Origin of the sequence: Variovorax sp. 160MFSha2.1, assembly GCF_048305075.1 — a bacterium.
In the GTDB taxonomy this organism is placed as follows: Bacteria; Pseudomonadota; Gammaproteobacteria; order Burkholderiales; family Burkholderiaceae_C; genus Variovorax; species Variovorax guangxiensis.
The window spans coordinates 532,329-549,728 of the sequence record NZ_CP157624.1; the positions used below are offsets into that span (position 1 = coordinate 532,329).

14 protein-coding genes are annotated in these 17,400 nt (G+C 68.7%); 4 read left to right on the forward strand and 10 right to left on the reverse strand.

From position 1 onward, the window contains the following. Positions 1-139: 139 nt before the first annotated feature. Genes ABL838_RS02355 through ABL838_RS02375 form a run of 5 tightly spaced genes read right to left on the reverse strand, consistent with a single transcriptional unit; the run spans position 140 to position 5,656 of the window. Positions 140-991, reverse strand: a complete 852-nt coding sequence (locus ABL838_RS02355) for a class I fructose-bisphosphate aldolase (RefSeq protein ID WP_369659920.1) — start codon at positions 989-991, stop codon at positions 140-142. 51 nt (positions 992-1,042) lie between these two features. Further along, positions 1,043-2,056 carry an aldo/keto reductase gene (locus ABL838_RS02360; RefSeq protein ID WP_418123951.1) on the reverse strand — a complete coding sequence of 338 codons (1,014 nt, stop codon included), beginning with the start codon at positions 2,054-2,056 and terminating at the stop codon, positions 1,043-1,045. Next, a complete protein-coding gene (locus ABL838_RS02365; RefSeq protein WP_418123952.1) occupies positions 2,053-3,093 on the reverse strand; it encodes an ABC transporter permease in 1,041 nt (346 codons plus the stop codon). The genes ABL838_RS02360 and ABL838_RS02365 overlap by 4 nt, the downstream gene beginning before the upstream one ends. Continuing rightward, positions 3,090-4,613, reverse strand: coding sequence for a sugar ABC transporter ATP-binding protein (locus tag ABL838_RS02370; RefSeq protein ID WP_418123954.1), 1,524 nt, complete (start codon positions 4,611-4,613; stop codon positions 3,090-3,092). The genes ABL838_RS02365 and ABL838_RS02370 overlap by 4 nt, the downstream gene beginning before the upstream one ends. Next, complete coding sequence (locus ABL838_RS02375; protein ID WP_126022306.1) at positions 4,610-5,656, reverse strand: substrate-binding domain-containing protein; 1,047 nt, start codon at positions 5,654-5,656, stop codon at positions 4,610-4,612. Before ABL838_RS02375 ends, ABL838_RS02370 begins: the two co-directional genes overlap by 4 nt. A 180-nt stretch (positions 5,657-5,836) precedes the next feature. Between ABL838_RS02375 and ABL838_RS02380 the strand changes: the two genes are divergently transcribed. From ABL838_RS02380 to ABL838_RS02390, 3 genes are read left to right on the forward strand one after another with little or no spacing between them, the layout of a single operon-like run. Next, entirely contained in the window at positions 5,837-7,369 is a 1,533-nt protein-coding gene (locus ABL838_RS02380; protein WP_418123955.1) for an FGGY family carbohydrate kinase, read from the forward strand. Further along, positions 7,366-9,135, forward strand: coding sequence for a glycerol-3-phosphate dehydrogenase/oxidase (locus tag ABL838_RS02385; protein ID WP_184640182.1), 1,770 nt, complete (start codon positions 7,366-7,368; stop codon positions 9,133-9,135). Before ABL838_RS02380 ends, ABL838_RS02385 begins: the two co-directional genes overlap by 4 nt. Further along, positions 9,132-9,887: a GntR family transcriptional regulator gene (locus ABL838_RS02390; RefSeq protein WP_126022303.1), complete on the forward strand. Its 756-nt coding sequence runs from the start codon at positions 9,132-9,134 to the stop codon at positions 9,885-9,887. The genes ABL838_RS02385 and ABL838_RS02390 overlap by 4 nt, the downstream gene beginning before the upstream one ends. A 15-nt stretch (positions 9,888-9,902) precedes the next feature. On the opposite strand, the gene ABL838_RS02395 is transcribed toward ABL838_RS02390, so the two are convergent. The 3 genes from ABL838_RS02395 to ABL838_RS02405 are packed head-to-tail and all read right to left on the reverse strand — an operon-like array spanning position 9,903 to position 15,367. Continuing rightward, the gene (locus ABL838_RS02395; protein WP_369659916.1) at positions 9,903-10,793 is read right to left on the reverse strand and encodes a DMT family transporter; all 891 of its coding nucleotides are present in this window, start codon (positions 10,791-10,793) and stop codon (positions 9,903-9,905) included. A gap of 49 nt (positions 10,794-10,842) precedes the next feature. After that, on the reverse strand, positions 10,843-13,926 hold the full coding sequence (gene uvrA / locus ABL838_RS02400) for an excinuclease ABC subunit UvrA (protein WP_418123957.1): 3,084 nt from the start codon (positions 13,924-13,926) through the stop codon (positions 10,843-10,845). Between the two features lie 49 nt (positions 13,927-13,975). After that, positions 13,976-15,367: a chloride channel protein gene (locus ABL838_RS02405; protein ID WP_418123958.1), complete on the reverse strand. Its 1,392-nt coding sequence runs from the start codon at positions 15,365-15,367 to the stop codon at positions 13,976-13,978. Positions 15,368-15,475: 108 nt separating this feature from the next. On the opposite strand from ABL838_RS02405, the gene ssb reads away from it, so the two are divergent. After that, complete coding sequence (gene ssb / locus ABL838_RS02410) at positions 15,476-16,015, forward strand: single-stranded DNA-binding protein (protein ID WP_184640175.1); 540 nt, start codon at positions 15,476-15,478, stop codon at positions 16,013-16,015. 359 nt (positions 16,016-16,374) lie between these two features. On the opposite strand, the gene ABL838_RS02415 is transcribed toward ssb, so the two are convergent. After that, on the reverse strand, positions 16,375-17,028 hold the full coding sequence (locus ABL838_RS02415; protein ID WP_418123960.1) for a hypothetical protein: 654 nt from the start codon (positions 17,026-17,028) through the stop codon (positions 16,375-16,377). Beyond that, positions 17,025-17,396 carry a phage integrase family protein gene (locus ABL838_RS02420; RefSeq protein WP_184640171.1) on the reverse strand — a complete coding sequence of 124 codons (372 nt, stop codon included), beginning with the start codon at positions 17,394-17,396 and terminating at the stop codon, positions 17,025-17,027. Before ABL838_RS02420 ends, ABL838_RS02415 begins: the two co-directional genes overlap by 4 nt. Between the last annotated feature and the right edge of the window lie 4 nt (positions 17,397-17,400).

Genomic DNA, 17,400 nt, shown 5'->3' on the forward strand with positions numbered 1-17,400 from the left:
TCTCTTCCTTACCCGCCTGCGGGGGCGCGATGAAAAACGCGCGCGCAGGACGCACCCCGGCGGGCGACGCATCCGTCGCCCGCCGTGAGCTCTCTTCCTTCTTTTTTCTTCCTCCTAAAGAGGGCGCGTCTTCGTCATGTCATTTCGCGCCACCCGATTCGTAGATGTCCCATGCCTCCTTGGCGCTGGCGCCCCGGTGGATCATGGCCATCAGCGCATCCACCACCGCCGACGGATTGCCGTGCTGGTAGACGTTGCGCCCGTACACCATGCCGACGGCGCCTTCGTCCATCAGCACGCGCGAGCGCGCGAACACCTGCTGCAGGTCCTCGCGCCCGCCGCCGCGCACGAGCACGGGGCAGCGCGCGGCCTGCACCACGCGGTGGAAGTCCCTGGGGTCGGTGGTGGGGTCTGCCTTGACGATGTCGGCGCCCATGTCGCGCGCCAGGCGTACCAGCGTGACGATCTTCTCTGCGTCGCCGTCCACCGAGTAGCGGCTGCCGGCGGAGGGCGCCTGCATCACCAGCGGCTCGATCATCAGCGGCATGCCGTAGCGGTCGCAGTCGGCGCGCACGCGGGCGATGTTCTGCACGCACTGGCGGAACAGGTCGGGTTCGTCGGGCAGCATGAAGAGGTTGACCACCACGCAGGCGGCGTCCTGCTGCACCGCCGGCAGCACCGGGTCGTGCTCGTTCTGCAGCACCGCCCACATCACGCGGTGGCGCGTGGCGTTGTAGGGGTTGCCCATGTCGATGCGCATCACGAGGGCAGGCTTGTCGCGGCCCGGGCGGTCCTGCAGCAGGTCGGACTGGCCGTAGTTGAGCTGGATCGCGTCGGGGCCGGCGGCCAGCAGACGCTCCATCACCGAGGGCATGTCTTCCAGCCCGTCGAGGAAGCTGGGCTCGTTGCACACGCCATGGTCGAGCGCGATGTCCAGGCAGCGCCCGTTGTTGAGCAGCCGGTTCAGGCGTGCGGTCTTGTCCTTCGACATACGAAAAGAGTCCTTGCTTGTTGGTGTGTGACAGAAAAGAGGGAGGAGGGCTCAGCCGAGCGAGCCCAGGTGCCTGCTCGCTGCGCTGTCGATCAGCTGCAGCGCAGCGTCGTGCAGGCGCACCGAGCCGGCGCCTGCGTTCTCGATGGCCTGCTTGCTGGCGCGCGCGCCGCACAGCGCGACCGACACGCTGCCGCGCGCCAGCGTCCACGCGATCATGAGCTGGCCGAAGGAGCATTCGAGCTGCCTGCGCAGCGGCTCCAGTTCCTCGAAGAAGGCCGCGAGCTTCGCGCGGTTCTGCGCGCTGAAGCGCGGGTTGGTGGCGCGCTGGTCGTCGCCGGTGAACTTGCGCTCCGGGTCGATGGGGCCGGCGAGCAGGCCCAGCGCGAGCGAGGAGTAGCCCAGCACCGCCACGTCGTGCTCGTTGCACAGCGGCACCAGCGTCTGCTCGATCTCGCGGTCGATCAGGCTGTAGCGCTCCTGCGCCGCGTCGACGGGGCCGTAGCGAAGGTATTCGGCCAGCGTCTCGGGGCTCACGTTGCTCACGCCGATGGCGCGGATCTTTCCCTGCTTCTTGAGCTCGAGCAGCGCGTCCATGGTCTCGGCCACGGGCGTCGTGGCGTCCTGCCAGTGCGTGATGTAGAGGTCGATGTAGTCGGTCTGCAGGCGCTTCAGGCTCTCTTCGGCCTCATGGATGATCGACTCGCGCCCGAGGTAGCGGTACACCGGGTGGCCGTCTTCTTCGAAGAAGTGCGTTCCCTTCTGGGTGTGCCACACCAGTCCGCACTTGGTGGCGATCACCGCCTCGTGGCGGCGGCCCTTGAGCGCGGTGCCGACGATGGTCTCGGAGCGGCCCAGGCCGTAGGCCGGCGCGGTGTCGATCAGGTTCACGCCCGCGTCCAGCGAGGCCTGGATGGCGAGCACGGCGGCCGCGTTGTCGCCGCCGCCCCACATCCATCCACCCATGGCCCAGGTGCCCAGGCCGATGGCCGAGCATTCGATGCCCGAGGGGCCGAGAACGGTCTTCTTCATGTCCGATGCGTTGATGGTGCTGCTGTTGCTCATCGCTTGGTCTTTCTCGTGTTCATGAGGTGGTCGATGGTCACGGCCGCGAGCAGGATCAGGCCCTTGATCACGTCCTGCCAGTAGGGCGACACGTCAAGCAGGATCAGCGAGCTGGTCACCACCGACAGCAGCGCCAGGCCCAGCACCGCGCCGAGCACCGTGCCCGAGCCGCCCTTGAGGCTGGCGCCGCCGATCACCGCGGCGGCGATCACGTTGAGCTCCATGCCCACGCCGAAGGTGGGCGTGGCGGCGCCGAAGCGCGCGGTGTAGATCACGCCCGCGAGCCCGGCCGATGCTGCGCACAGCACCGTGACCCAGAACTTGACGCGGCCCACGCGGATGCCGGAGTAGAGCGCCGCCTTCTCGTTGCTGCCGGTGTAGAACACCCGGCGCAGCAGCGAGGAGCGGCGCAGCACGAAGTCGCTCACCACCACGATCGCCAGGAAGATCAGGATCACCGCCGGCACGCCGAACAGCGTGCCCTGGCCGATGAACTTGAACTCGGCCGGCAGCGAGAACAGCGACTGCGGCGTGCCCTGCGTGAGCGCCAGGCACAGGCCGCGCACGATCACCATGAAGGCCAGCGAGGCGATGAAGTGGTTCAGGCCGATGCGCGTGACGCAGCCGCCGATCATCGCGCCGATCATGGCGCTGGCCGCGATGGCGATGAGCCCCGCCGTCCACGGATCGAAGCCCATCAGGAAGAGCTTGCCGGTGACCACCATCGCGAAGCACACCACCGAGCCCACCGAGAGGTCGATGCCGCCCACGATCAGCAGGATGGTCATGCCCACCACCACGATGCCCTCGATGGAGAACGACAGCAGCATCGCGCGCACGTTGTCCCAGGTGAGGAAGTAGGGCGACGCGAAGCTCATGCCCACGCACAGCGCCGCGATGATGATCAACAGGCCCAGCTCGCGCATGCTGGCGAGCTTGCTGGCGGGTTTCACGGGGCCTCCCTTTCCTCCTCCCTCGGTCGTCTGTCGTGGCGCAAGGCCGGCGGCTCCCGCGTCCAGTTGTGCTGGGTAGTTCATGCTGTCGTTTCCTCTTCGCAAAGTCCCGAGGCCAGCCGCAGCAGGGCCTCTTCCGTCATGTCCTTGTCTTGCACCTCGCCGGCGAGCCGGCCGTCGCGGATCACCAGTGCGCGGTCGCACAGCCCGATGATCTCGGGCAGCTCCGAGGAGATCACGATCACGCCCACGCCCTGGCTGGCCAGGTCGCGCAGGATGTGGTGGATCTCCGACTTGGCGCCCACGTCCACGCCGCGCGTGGGCTCGTCCATCAGCAGCACCGAGGGATTGGTGGCCAGCAGCTTGGCGATGGCCACCTTCTGCTGGTTGCCGCCGGAGAGGCTGGCCACGTCGATGTCCACGCCGTCCGACTTGAGCTTGAGCCTCGCGCCAAGGCTCACCGCCAGCTTGTGCTCGGCCGCGCGCTGCAGCAGGCCGAAGCGCGAGCTGACGCGCGCGAGCGCCATCGAGGCGATGTTCTGCGCGATGGGCAGATCGAGGTACACGCCCGCCGCCTTGCGGTCCTCGCTGAGGTAGGCGATGCCTTCGCGCAGCGCGTCGCTGTACTTGCGGATGGCGAGCGGCCTGCCGCGCAGCCGCACGCTGCCGCCGCGCGCCGTGCGCAGGCCGCAGATGGTCTCGGCGAGCTCGCTGCGGCCGGCGCCCATGAGGCCCGCGATGCCGAGGATCTCGCCGCGCTTCAGCCTGAACGACACGCCGTGCACGCGTTCGCCGTCGGCGATGTCGGTCACCTCGAGCACGTGCTCGCCCGATGCGGGTTCTTCCTGCTTGGGCGGGTAGTAGTTGCCCAGGTCGCGCCCGACCATGCGGCGCACCAGGCCGTCGGCGTCGAGCTCGGCCAGCGGGCCCGTGTGTACGTTGCGGCCGTCGCGCAGCACCGTGACGCTGTCGCAGTTCGCGAAGATCTCCGCCATGCGGTGGCTGATGTAGATGATGCCGATGCCCTGCGCCTTGAGGTCGTGCAGCACCCTGAAGAGCGCGGCCGATTCGTTGTCGGTGAGCGCGGCCGTGGGCTCGTCGAGGATCAGCACCTTGCAGTCGAGCGTGAGCGCCTTCGCGATCTCGATGAGCTGCTGCGTGGAGATGCTCAGGTCCTTCACCAGCGCGGCGGGATCGACGTCCTGCCCCAGGCGCTCAAGCACCCTGGCGGCGCGTTCGTTGAGGTTCGCGTAGTTCATCCACGCGCTCCTGCCGGCGTTGATCTCCGGCATGAAGATGTTCTCGGCCACCGTGGCGTCGCCGCACAGGGCGATCTCCTGGTGGACCAGGCCGATGCCCAGGCGCATCGCATGCGCGGGGCCGTCGATGACCACCGCCTGGCCGTCCAGCGAGATGGTGCCTTCGTCCGGCTGGTGGATGCCGTCGATGATGTTCATCAGCGTGGACTTGCCCGCGCCGTTCTCGCCGCAAAGGGCGTGGATCTCGCCGCGGCGCAGCGAGAAGTCCACGCCCGCGAGCGCGCGCGAAGCGCCGAAGCGCTTGCTGATGCCGCGCAGTTCGAGCAATGCGCCCACTGCGTTCACTCGCCGATTCCCTTGGTGCCGCGGCGGGCGAGGTACTTGTCCCAGTAGAAGTCGTCTGCGTTGGCCTTGCTGACCACCGACAGCCCGTTGTCCAGGAAGGGCACGGCCATCGGGTTGGTGCCGTTGCGCTTGGCGTCGTTCATCGGGTCGATGAGGCCGGGGTTCTTGGCCAGGAACAGCATCATCATGCCCATGTAGCCCTGCATGCCCTGGTTGGGGTTGATGGCGCCGAACACGTCGCCCGACTTGATCATGTCGAGGATCTTGGCGTTCACGTCGCAGCACATCACCTTGATGTTCTTCTTGGTCTCCACCTTGGCCTGCGCCGCGCCCAGGGCCGAGTTGGCCTCGGGCATGAAGAGGGCGCCCAGGTTCGGGTTGGCCTGCGCGAGGCTCAGCACCGCCTGGTAGGCCTTGTTCGGGTCCTGGTTGCTGGCTGCGCGTCCCACCAGCTTCATGCCGGGGTGCTTGGCCTTCATGCGGTTGACGAAGGCGGCGATGCGGCGGTCGTGGTTGTCCTGGCCCGGGTTCTCCAGCACCGCGTATTCGCCCTTGCCGCCCAGCGATGCAGCGATGGCGTCGGCCGCCTGGTTGCCCTCGCGGTCGTTGTCGGAGGTGACGAACGAGGTGCGCTTGGAGTTGGGCGAGTCGGCCGCGAAGGTGACGACGGGGATGCCCATCGCCGCGGCGCGGTTGATCGGCTCGATGAACGGGTCGGGGTTCATCGGGTGCAGCAGGATGCCCGCGGGCTTGCGCGCCAGTTCCTGCTCGAAGGACGCCAGCTGCTTGTTCACGTCGTACTCGGGCGTGCCGGTGTAGCGCGTCTTCACGCCCAGCGTGCGGCCGAGCTGCTTCATCATTTCGTAGACCGGAAACCAGTACTCGACCCCCGACACCATCACGTTCATCACGTAGACGTCGCTGGGGTTGCCGCGCAGGCCGCCGCCGGCCGCGGGGGCAGCCGCCTGCTGCTGCGCGAACGCGCTCGCGCCGGCCAGGCCGATGCCGGCTGCGGCGGCGGACTTCAGGAAATTACGCCTCATTCTTTGTCTCCTCACGTTGGGTGCACAGCTTGTGGATGCCGCTTTTCAGGGCAGCTCTCGGAACCTTGTTGTCACATCAGTTGTTATGACAGGCTAGAATGTACGCGCTGGCCATTTGAAGGGATAACTAGGGGAAACGCTACTGGCAGGCCGCTTTTATTCAGCCGAAGCTGTTATGACATGAAGCCAAACATACTGATCGGCATCGACATGGGGTCGAGCAGCCTGAAAGCCCTGGCCCTGGAAGCCGGGAGTGGCCGCAGCGTCGCCCTGTCACGAATGCCATTGCCGCACGACCGGCTGCCCGGAGGGGGATGCGAAGTGGGAGCCTCGGCGATCCGCGCCGCGCTGACCCACGTCCTGCGCGACGTCGCCCATCAACTCGGAGACCGCGTGTCGGAGGTCCGCGCCATCGGCTGCACCGGCCACGGCGCGGGGCTCTACGCGCTCGATGCACGCAACGAGCTCGTGGGCGGACGCGCCATCGCCTCCACCGACCAGCGCGCCGACGCGCGCGCCCGCTCGCTCGCTCTGAGCCACGGCCCGGCGCTCTTCGCCGACGTGGGCTGCCAGCCCTGGCCCGGCCAGCCCACCGTGATCGCGGCCGAGCTGCTGGGCACCGACGCCGTGCAGCGCGGCGCGGTGCGCCGGCTGCTGTTCGCGAAGGACTACCTCGGCTTCCTGCTGACCGGCGAGATCTCCACCGATGCCAGCGATGCGAGCACGGCCGGGCTGGTGTCGATCGCGACGGGCACGTGGTCGCAGGCGGCCTTCGATGCTTCAGGCATCGCCGATCTCGGCCCGCGCGTCTTCGGGCCGCTGGTGCCCAGCGGCGAACTCCTCGGCAGGCTGCGGCCTTCCGAAGCCGCGCTGTGCGGCCTGCCAGCGGGCATTCCGGTGGCGATGGGCGCCATCGACCTGCTTGCATCGATGACCGCGATCTGCGCCGAAGGGCGTTCGCGCGCGGTGTCGGTCTTCGGCACTTGGTGCGTCAACGCCGTCATCGGGCCGGTGATCGAGCCCAAGCCCGCGGTGGCCGCCGTCGTGAATTTCGGCCGCGAGGACAAGCGGCTCTACATGGAGAACAGCCCCTCGTCGATGGCCAACATCGCGTGGCTGGCCGGCGTGCTCGGCCTGCCCGATGCGCGTGCGGTGGTCGACCTCGCGATGTCGGTGCCGCTCGGCGCGGGCGGCCTGCACTTCCTGCCTTTCGTGAATGGCGGCGGTGGGGTCACGGCGGGCTTTGTCGGCCTCAAGAGCCATCACACGCGCGGCGACATGGCGCGCGCGGTGGTCGATGCGGTCGCGGCGCTGCATGCGCGCCACATCGCGCGGCTCGCGGCCTGCGGGCTGCCGGTGTCCGCGTGCACCGTGCTCGGCGGCGGCGCGAGCGACTCGCGCCTCGTGCGTTTGCTCGCAGGCCTGCTCGGCCACCCGGTCGAGCGCTGCGCCGACGACGAAACCGGCGCGCGCGGCGCCGCCATCCATGCCGCCATGTCGCAAGGCATCGACCGTGCGGAGCAGGGCAGCGCCTTGCTCGCGCCCTGCGACACCGTCGAACCCGACGCCGCCCTGGCGCGCGCCCACGCCGACTTCAGCGCCGGCTTCAACGAACTGATCGACACCATGTCTCCTGTGTTTTCCCATCTGGCGGGCGGCGTGACGGCCGCCGCCGACAGCACCGCAGCGCGCAGCGCGGAGGTTTCCCGATGAGCGCGTGGCAACTGCCCTTCGTGCGCCCTGCATCGCTCGCGGACCGTCATTTCTCCACCGTCATCATCGGTGCCGGCATCAACGGCGTGGGCGTGTTCCGCGACCTGTGCCTGCAGCGCGTGGACTGCCTCATCGTCGACAAGGGCGACTTCAGCGCGGGCGCCAGCAGCGCGCCCTCGCGCATGATCCACGGCGGCCTGCGCTACCTGGAGAACGGCAGCTTCTCGCTGGTGGCCGAGGCCACGCGCGAGCGCAACCTGCTGCTGCGCAACGCGCCGCACCTGGTGCAGCCGCTGAAGACGGTGGTGCCGCTGTCGAGCTTCTTCGGCGGCCTCATGAGCAGCGCGCTCAAGTTCTTCGGCCGCACGCCGCCGCAGCGCACGCGCGGCCTGCTGGCGGTGGCCGCGGGCCTGCGCCTGTACGACCTGCTGGGCCGCCGACAGCGCGTGATGCCCAATCACCGCATCAGCCGCGTGCCGCCGGGCGACCGCAGCCTGTTCCGCTCCGCGGTGCGCTGGACGGCCACTTTCTTCGACGCATGGATCAGCCATCCCGAATGGCTCATCCTCGAACTCATCGGCGACGCCTGCCGCGACCAGCCGCGCTCGGCCGCGGCCAACTACTGCCGCGTGATGGGCTGCGCGGGCAACATCATCACGCTGCGCGACGAGATCACCGGCGCGCTGGTGCGCGTGACGGCCGACACCGTGGTGAACGCCAGCGGCGCGTGGCTGGACCGCAGCACGGCAGTGCTCGGCGGCGGCGGCCCGCGCGTGATGGGCACCAAGGGCTCGCACCTCGTGCTCGACCATCCCGCGCTGCGCGATGCGCTGCAAGGCCGCATGGCCTACTTCGAAGCGGTGGACGGGCGCGTGTGCATCGTCTATCCCTTTCTCGACCGCGTGCTCGTGGGCTCCACCGACATCCCGGTGGACGACCCCGACAGGATCGAGACCGAGCCCGAGGAGGTCGACTACCTGCTCGAAGTGCTGGCCGAGGTGTTCCCCAACCTGCGCTTCGGACGTGGCGACGTGGTCTACACCTACGTCGGCGTGCGGCCCCTTGCGCGCTCCGACGCCGACAAGCCGGGGCAGATCTCGCGCGACCATTCGGTGGTGCTCGATCCGCCCAGCGCCACGCGCGACATTCCAGTGGTCGGCCTGGTCGGCGGCAAGTGGACGACCTTCCGCGCGCTCGCGGAAGAGGCGGTCAATGAAGTGCTGAAGCAACTTGGCCGTCCCCGCACAGCCTCGACCGACATGCTGCCCATCGGCGGCGGCGCCGAGCTGCCGGTGGATGCGCAGGCCGTCGAGCGTTTTCTCGATCGCCTGGTCGCCGCCTCGGGCATGAGCCGCACGCGCGCGCAGGTGCTGCTGAAGCGCTACGGATCGAAGGCCCTGCCGCTGGCGCAGCGCCTCGCCGCATCGGGCGACATGCCGCTGCGCCACGCGCCGGGCTATTCGGTGGCCGAGCTTTCGTACCTCTGCCTCGAGACCGGCGTGGTGCATCTCGACGACCTCGTGATCCGCCGCACGCTGCTGGCCATCCGCGGGCTGGTCACCGATGCCGCACTCGCCGAGATCGCAGGCATCGCGGCCGATGCGCTGGGCTGGGACGCCGCGCAGCAGCACGCGGAGCTGCAGGCCTGTGCCACCGCCCTGCGCGAACGCCACGGCGTGCGGCTTTCGCCGGTGGCCGCGGATGCACCCGCATCTTTCGATGCATCATTGATGACTCCTCAGGCCCTGGGCCAAGCTTCGACGTGAACTCTCCGACCGAAATTTCGACCGTGCTCGACCGCGACTCCGAGTCCCCGCTGTGGGCCCAGTTCCGCGACGCGCTTCGCATGCAGATCCTGCAGGGCGTGCTGCCCATCGGCGCTAAGCTGCCGTCCGAGGCCGAGCTGGGCGAGCAGTTCGGCATCTCGCGCATCGTGGTGCGCGAGGCGCTGGCCGACCTGGTGCGCAACAACCTCATCTACAAGATCAAGGGCCGCGGCGCCTTCGTGTCGGCGCGCGAGCGCGACGAAGACTTCGTTTCCACCGTGCTCGGCTTCTCCGACGAGATGGAGCGCAAGGGCCGCTCGGTGCGCACGCAGATCCTCACGCAGGAGCTGCGCGCGCCCACCGAGCAGGAAGCCGCCTCGCTCGGCCTGACCGACGACACGCAGGTGGTGGCGCTCAAGCGCCTGCGCAGCGTCGACGGCGAACTGCGCCTGCTGGTCGAAACCGTGGTGCCCGCCGACCTCGCGCCCGGCCTGCACCGCACGCGCCTGGACGACCGCTCGCTCTACGACGTGCTACGCCGCCAGTACGGGCTGCGCCTGGTGCGCGCCGAACGCTGGATCGACGCCGTGCTGCCCGATGCCGATACCTGCGAGCTGCTCAACCTGCCGCAGCCGGAGCCGCTGCTGCGCATCGAGTCGATCGCCTACGGCGCCAACGGCAGGCCGCTGGAGCACTACCGGGCGTTGCACCGCTGCAAGACCAGCCGCCTGCACGTGCAGACGACGACCTGAAAAAAGAAGGCGCGCTCAGGCCTTCGCCGCGCTGCGCGAGGGCCAGAGCACCGAGGCGATGGCGACCACCATCAGCGCGACCGCCACCCAGTCCTGCCAGTGCACGACCTCGCCCAGCCACACCGCGCCGCTGAACACGCCGAGCACCGGAATGAACATCACGCTCAGCGTCGAAGCGATGGGTGGCAGGCCGCGCGCGAGGTAGAACCATGCGGCGTGCGCGAAGCCGAAGATGAGCACCGCGTTGTAGCCGATGGAAGCCCACGTCACGTCGTTGGGCCAGTAGAGCTGGTCGCGCTCGAAGAGCAGCGACAGCACCGTCATCACCACCGCCGTCATCGCCGTCATCCAGAAGGAAAGCGTGAGCGTAGGCAGGCCGATGCGCGTGTGGCGCAGAAGCTGCGTGCCCAGCGCCCATGTGGCTGCGGCCACCAGTGCCAGGGCCACGTAGCCGGGCCGGCCCGAGAGGTTCGTGAGCTCGTGCCACAGCAGCAGCCCCACGCCGATCGCGCAGGCACCCACGCCCAACCATGCGCGCCGCGTGAGCGCCGCAGAGAAGAGCAGCGCACCGATGACGGCGGAAAACACCGGCATCGTGTAGCCCAGGATCGCCGCGCGCCCGCCCGAGAGCGCTTTCACCGCGAGGATGATGCAGGCGTGCCAGACGAACATGTTGGTGGCGCCCAGCCACACCAGCTCGGGCCATGCGCTGCGAGGCACGCGGAACGGCACCTTGAGCCACACCAGCGCGACGGCCAGCACCGGCAGCCCGAGCCAGATCGAGATCGCGCGGAAGCCCAGCGGCGGATAGTCGGCCACGCCGAGCTTCATCACCGGCCAGTTGAAACCCCAGGCGAGGGTCAGGAGAACGAGGATGACGAACTGGCGCGGGGTGAAGGAGGGCATGGGCCGCGATTGTGGCGCGGCCCGGCCATTCGTGCAGGGAGCGGCCTGGCTACAGCAGCCGCTTCAGATACCGCCCCGTATGGCTCGCCTCGTTCGCCGCGATCTCCTCCGGCGTGCCCTGGCCCACCACCGTGCCGCCGCCGGCGCCGCCTTCGGGGCCCATGTCGATGAGCCAGTCGGCGGTCTTGATGACGTCGAGGTTGTGCTCGATGACGACGATGGTGTTGCCCGCGTCGCGCAGCTGGTGGAGCACCTTCAGCAGCAGCTCGATGTCGGCGAAGTGCAGGCCGGTGGTCGGCTCGTCGAGGATGTAGAGGGTGCGGCCGGTGTCGCGCTTGCTGAGTTCCAGCGCCAGCTTCACGCGCTGAGCCTCGCCGCCCGAGAGCGTGGTGGCCGACTGGCCCAGCTTGATGTAGCTCAGGCCCACGTCGAGCAGGGTGCGCAGCTTGCGCTCGATGGTGGGCACGGCCTTCAGGAAGTCGTGCGCGGCCTCGACCGTCATCTCCAGGATCTGCGCGATGTTCTTGCCCTTGTAGAGCACCTCCAGCGTCTCGCGGTTGTAGCGCTGGCCGTGGCAGACCTCGCAGGGCACGTACACGTCGGGCAGGAAGTGCATCTCGACCTTGACCACGCCGTCGCCCTGGCAGGCTTCGCAGCGCCCGCCCGCCACGTTGAAGCTGAAGCGGCCCGGGCCGTAGCCGCGCTCGCGCGCGGTGTTGGTCTCGGCCATGAGCTCGCGGATGGGCGTGAACAGGCCGGTGTAGGTGGCCGGGTTGCTGCGCGGCGTGCGGCCGATGGGGCTCTGGTCGACGTTGATGACCTTGTCGAAGTACTCGATGCCTTCCACCGACTCGTGCGCCGCCGGTTCTTCGTGCGCGCGGTAGAGCGTGCGCGCCACCGACGTGTAGAGCGTGTCGTTCACCAGCGTGGACTTGCCCGAGCCCGACACGCCCGTCACGCAGGTCAGCAGGCCGACGGGGAAGGCGACGCTCACGTTCTTCAGGTTGTTGCCCGTGGCGCCGACCACGCGGATTTCCTGCAGGTCGGTCTGCGTGGCGAGATGCGCGGCCTCGCGCGCGGCGCGGCGCTCGGCGGCGGGGCTCGGCGGAAAGCGAGGGGGCTTCTTGCCTTCATGAAAGGCGGGCTGCTTCGTCGACGGCAGCCATGCGGTCCGATGCTTCGGCACCTCGATCCTGCGTGCGCCCGAGAGGTACTGGCCGGTGAGCGAGTCGGGGTTGGACGAGACCTCGGCGTACGTGCCCTGCGCCATCACGCGCCCGCCGTGCACGCCGGCGCCGGGGCCCATGTCGATCACGTGGTCGGCGGCGTGGATCATGTCCTCGTCATGCTCGACCACGATCACGCTGTTGCCGATGTCGCGCAGGTGTTTCAGCGTGCCGATCAGGCGGTCGTTGTCGCGCTGGTGCAGGCCGATGCTGGGCTCGTCGAGCACGTACATCACGCCCGTGAGGCCCGAGCCGATCTGCGACGCGAGCCGGATGCGCTGCGCCTCGCCGCCCGACAGCGTCTCGGCGCTGCGGTCGAGGCTCAGGTAGTTCAGGCCCACGTCGTTGAGGAACTTCAGGCGCAGGCCGATCTCGCGCACCACCTTGTCGGCGATCTCTGCTCTGGCGCCGCGCAGCTTGAGCTTCTGGAACCAGTCGAGGGAGTCGCGCAGCGTGAGGCGGCTGAGCTCGAAGATCGCCATGCGCGGGCGCTCGGCGCCGTTTTCCGCGCCGCTCTCGTCGACCAGGAAAACGTTGCGCGCCTCGGGGCGAAGGCGCGAGCCGCCGCAGTCGGGGCAGGGCTGCATGTTGCGGAAGCGGGCGAGGTCCTCGCGCACCATCACCGAGTCGGTCTCGCGGTAGCGCCGCGTCATGTTCGGGATGATCCCTTCGAAGGGATGCTTCTTCGTGAGCTTCTTGCCCGCGAAGTTGCCCGACTCCATGGTGTAGTTGAACTTGATCTCTTCCGCCGCCGAGCCGTGCAGCAGCACCTGCTGCACCGAGGCCGGCAGCGATTCGAAGGGCGCGTCGACGTCGAACTTGTAGTGCCTGGCGACGCTCTCGATCATGCTGAAGTAGTAGCCGTTGCGGCGGTCCCAGCCCTTGATGGCGCCGCTGGCCAGCGACAGCGAGGGAAACGCCACCACGCGCGCCGGATCGAACACCTCGCGGCTGCCCAGGCCGTCGCAGGTCGGGCACGCGCCCACGGGCGAGTTGAACGAGAACAGGCGCGGCTCCAGCTCCGACAGCGAGTAGTGGCAGATCGGGCAGGCGAACTTGGCGTTGAACAGGTGCTCCCTGTCGGGCGCTCCCTCGGCGCCCAACTCCAGCGCGATGGCGCGGCTCTCGGCCAGCCGCAGCGCGGCCTCGAAGCTCTCGGCCAGGCGCTGCTGCATGTCGGGGCGCGCGCGAAGGCGGTCGATGACGACGTCGATGTCGTGCTTCTCGGTCTTCTTGAGCTTGGGCAGGTCGTTGTATTCGTAGATCTGCCCGTCGACGCGGAAGCGCACGTAACCGGAGGCCTGCATCTCGGCGAAGAGCTCGACGAACTCGCCCTTCTTCTCGCGCGCCACGGGCGCCAGGATCATCAGGCGCGGCTCGTCGGGAATCGCCAGCACTGCGTCGACCATCTGCGACACGGTCTGCGCCTGCAAGGGCAGGTGATGGTCGGGGCAGTAGGGCGTGCCGGCGCGCGCGTACAGCAGGCGCAGGTAGTCGTGGATCTCGGTCACCGTGCCCACGGTGGAGCGCGGGTTGTGGCTGGTGGCCTTCTGCTCGATGCTGATCGCGGGCGAGAGGCCCTCGATCACGTCGACGTCTGGCTTGTCCATGAGCTGCAGGAACTGCCGCGCATAGGCCGACAGGCTCTCGACGTAGCGCCGCTGCCCTTCGGCATAGAGCGTGTCGAAGGCCAGGCTCGACTTGCCCGAGCCCGACAGGCCGGTGATGACCACCAGCTTGTTGCGCGGGATGTCGAGATCGACGTTCTTCAGGTTGTGCGTGCGCGCACCCCGGATGCTGATGCGCTGCTGCGCCAGCACCGCGCCGAGGTAGGTGTTTCGTTCGAGTTCAGCGTCGCGAGCGCTTTCCGCGTCGGCTGCGGTGTGGGCTGTGGCTTTTGAATTCAAGGGAGGCGATCGTCCGAGGGCAACCGGACATGATAGACCGCCGACGATTTCATGGCGAGCCGGAGGGAACCGGCGGTTCGGACTTCGGGGTTTCTGCCGGCGGCGGGTGCACCGCTTCGGTGCCGGTGGAGGTGCTGATCGCACGGCTCACCATGTGCTCGGCCAGCGTGTCGTACAGCGGCCGGCTGATCATGCGCGAGACCAGGCTGGCCAGCATCGCGGCGGCCATCAGGCTCAGCACCATCGAGTGGCCGTCGACCATTTCCATCACGATGATGAAGGCGGTCAGCGGCGCCTGTGTCACCGCCGCCAGGAAGCCGGCCATGCCCATGGCGATGAGCGCCGGCCCCTGCTCGCTGGCGGCCAGCCGCGCCACCGCATCGCCGATGCCCGCGCCGATGGACAGCGAGGGCGCGAAGATCCCGCCCGGCACGCCGCACCACGCCGTGAGCCAGGTGGCGACGAACTTGAGCACGGTGTACAGCGGCGTCAGCTCGTCGTGGCCCTGCAGCATCTGCTTGACTGCCTCCGAGCCCGCGCCGAAGGTGACGCCGCCCGTGACCAGCCCGATGACGGCCACAGCCAGCCCGCCGACCGCCGCGAAGCGCACCGGAAAGCGCGCCCGCCAGCGATTGAAGCGCCCGGCCGTGCCGGTGAGCGAGGCGATCAGCAGCCGCGCGAAGAGGCCGCCCGCGGCGCCGCTGAGCAGCGTGACCAGCAGGCCTGGCCCGAGCACGTCCCAGCCCAGCCGCGGCACGCGGATCATGCCGAAATAGCTGACGTTGCCGAAGGCGGACACAGCTACCAGGCCTGCCAGCACGATGGCCGTGATGATCAGCCCGCTGGAGCGCGCCTCCAGCCGGCCCGACAACTCCTCGATGGCGAACACCACGCCCGCCAGCGGCGCATTGAAGGCCGCCGCGATGCCGGCCGCGCCGCCGGCCACCAGCAGCGCGCGCCCGTCGATGGACGTGTTGGGCGACAGCCAGCGCCGCGCATGCTGCATCACGCCCGCCGCCACCTGCACCGAAGGCCCCTCGCGGCCGATCGACAGGCCGGCTGCGAAGCCCGCCACGCCCAGCCCGATCTTGGCGACCGTCAACCGCAGCGAGGCGAACACGAAGCGCCGCTCCCCGGGCAGGGCCGGGTGGAGCGCGGCCTTGATCTGGGGAATGCCGGAGCCTCCAGCTCCGGGGAAGAAACGCAGGGTGAACCAGACGATGCCGGCCGTGAGCATCGGCGTGGTCAGCAGCACCGCCCAGGGCCAGGCGCGGTAGAAGCGGTGGAACTGGCCGAAGACCCAGTCGCTGGCCAGCGTGAAGCCCACCACGAAGAGGCCCGCCGCGATGGCGTAGCCCAGCACGATGGCGCGGTCGAGCCAGACGCGGCCGCTGGACAGCTCGGCGCGCAGATGCTCGAAAAAGTCAGGTTCCCGGTTCATCGCAAGCGCCCATTCTGGCACCGGGGGAGAAAGAGAGCGGTCGCCTTGGGGCACAATCGAGGGTTCTTCTCAACCTTCTCCTCCATCTACTTATCAGGGGCAGTGCATATGGCATCGGTCAATAAAGTCATCGTCGTCGGCAATCTGGGGCGCGACCCCGAGATGCGTACATTCCCGAGCGGCGACCAGGTCGCGAACGTCACAGTGGCCACCACCGATCGCTGGAAGGACAAGCAAAGCGGCGAAATGCGCGAAGCCACCGAGTGGCACCGCATCGTCTTCAACGGCCGCCTGGCCGAAATCGCCGGCCAGTACCTGCGCAAGGGCTCGCAGGTGTATGTCGAAGGCAGCCTGCGCACGCGCAAGTGGACCGACAAGGACGGCATCGAAAAGTACACCACCGAAATCCGCGCCGACCAGATGCAGATGCTCGGCAGCCGCCAGGGCCAGGGCGGCCCGTCGGGTCCCAGCGATGACGACGGCGGCTACGGCGGTGGCGGCGGCTACTCGCAAGGCGGCGGTGGTGGTGGCGGCTACGCCCCGCGCGCACCCGCGGCCGCACCGCGCGCTCCGGCGCCGGCTCCGCGCCAGGCACCGGCCAAGTCGTCGTCGGGCTTCGATGACATGGACGACGACATTCCGTTCTGAATCCGGACAGTTTTTGCAAATAGAGAGCCGCTTTCCCTTTGGGGAAAGCGGCTCTTTCTATTTCGGAGTCCGGCGGGTGCCGTCGTGCATTGGCTCGCGTGAAGTTCGCGCGAGGTGCGCGTGGAAGTGCGCCTACCCCGCCGTTCGTCCTTTTCCGTCTCGGCGCCAGCCAGGCGCTCGCTAAGGTTGCCGCTCCAATGAACAGGAGACCCCTATGAAAAGCATCATCCTCTGGCTGTGCGGCGTACCGATCGGCGTGATCATCCTGCTGAAGGTTTTCGGCGTCTTCTGATTGCAGCCCCGCCCGGCGGCAGGCCGGGTTGCCGGCCATCTTGCTGGTGTCGTCCTTCTCCTGGGGATCACGCTGCCGGTCTGCCCAGCGTCGCCAGCCTCTTCCTCGCCGCCTGCAGCAGCCCGCCACGTTCCACGGGCAGCGCCGCCTTGGTATCCCCCAGCGCGATGATCTCGTGCACCGTGGCCGCGGCGAGCTTCGACGCCAGCGGATCGCGCGGCGGCATGCCGTTGAGCCGCGTGAGCGGAACGACGTGCACCTTCAGATGCCTGCCCATGGATTTCGACAGTTTCTGGCAGGCCGCCGCCATGGCGGCTTCGTCGGGCACCAGCTGGCCGTGCGCGACCAGCAGTTCCAAGGTGCCCTGCTCGTCTTCGCCCAGCACGAAGGCGCGCACGACGGAGTCCTTGAACTTGGACCGCAGCATGGAGCGGATCGGCTCCGCCGCGGCGAAGGAGCGCAGCGCGATGCTGCGCAGCTGGTCGTGGAAGACGAAGGAGCGGTCGATCCGGATGGTCTCGGGCTGCTCGGCCTTCGCTGCCTGGCGCTTCACGATGCCGCTGCTGACCAGGTGCCCGACGGTGGCCGTGGCTTCGGGTTCCGCCAGCCTGGCGCGCCGCGCGAGTTCGGCGGTCGGGAACTGCTCGTCGGCTGGTGCCGCGTACAAGACCGTGAGCAGCTTCTGTACTTCGGGAGAAAAAAGAAAATCCGCGGCGCTCATCCTTGCCTTGTTGCTGCTGACACGAAGCCCGCATTATCCGAGCCGCACTCCACCGCAGCCTGCGCGCCTGCGCATGACGACGACCGCGCCCGCCCGTGTTCGCGCAGGCCGCGCAGGTTCACCTCCATGCCCGTGCTCTGCTGCTGCTCGTGCAGCCATTGCACGACGCGCTCGGCGCGCCTCACGCCGATGCCCCGCACCGGATACCACCAGGTCACGCCTGCATCGTTGATGCGTTGCGCCAGTTGCTCCAGCGTGCCGAAGCCGGCCTGCGCGAGCCTTTCGGACAGCAGCGGGTCGAACCACGCGGCGACGCTGTCGTGCGCCTGGGGCGCGTCTGCGCGAGATTGAAGAAGAAGGGTGTCCATGGTG

What these genes read in the sequence shown, in the direction of transcription:
- ABL838_RS02385 (WP_184640182.1), top strand. Translation starts at nt 7,366, where the DNA reads ATGAGCGCGTGGCAACTGCCCTTCGTGCGCCCTGCATCGCTCGCGGAC.
- ssb (WP_184640175.1), top strand. Translation starts at nt 15,476, where the DNA reads ATGGCATCGGTCAATAAAGTCATCGTCGTCGGCAATCTGGGGCGCGAC.
- ABL838_RS02375 (WP_126022306.1), bottom strand. Translation starts at nt 5,656, where the DNA reads ATGAGGCGTAATTTCCTGAAGTCCGCCGCCGCAGCCGGCATCGGCCTG.
- ABL838_RS02365 (WP_418123952.1), bottom strand. Translation starts at nt 3,093, where the DNA reads ATGAACTACCCAGCACAACTGGACGCGGGAGCCGCCGGCCTTGCGCCA.
- ABL838_RS02380 (WP_418123955.1), top strand. Translation starts at nt 5,837, where the DNA reads ATGAAGCCAAACATACTGATCGGCATCGACATGGGGTCGAGCAGCCTG.
- ABL838_RS02360 (WP_418123951.1), bottom strand. Translation starts at nt 2,056, where the DNA reads ATGAGCAACAGCAGCACCATCAACGCATCGGACATGAAGAAGACCGTT.
- ABL838_RS02415 (WP_418123960.1), bottom strand. Translation starts at nt 17,028, where the DNA reads ATGAGCGCCGCGGATTTTCTTTTTTCTCCCGAAGTACAGAAGCTGCTC.
- ABL838_RS02420 (WP_184640171.1), bottom strand. Translation starts at nt 17,396, where the DNA reads ATGGACACCCTTCTTCTTCAATCTCGCGCAGACGCGCCCCAGGCGCAC.
- ABL838_RS02395 (WP_369659916.1), bottom strand. Translation starts at nt 10,793, where the DNA reads ATGCCCTCCTTCACCCCGCGCCAGTTCGTCATCCTCGTTCTCCTGACC.
- ABL838_RS02355 (WP_369659920.1), bottom strand. Translation starts at nt 991, where the DNA reads ATGTCGAAGGACAAGACCGCACGCCTGAACCGGCTGCTCAACAACGGG.
- ABL838_RS02405 (WP_418123958.1), bottom strand. Translation starts at nt 15,367, where the DNA reads ATGAACCGGGAACCTGACTTTTTCGAGCATCTGCGCGCCGAGCTGTCC.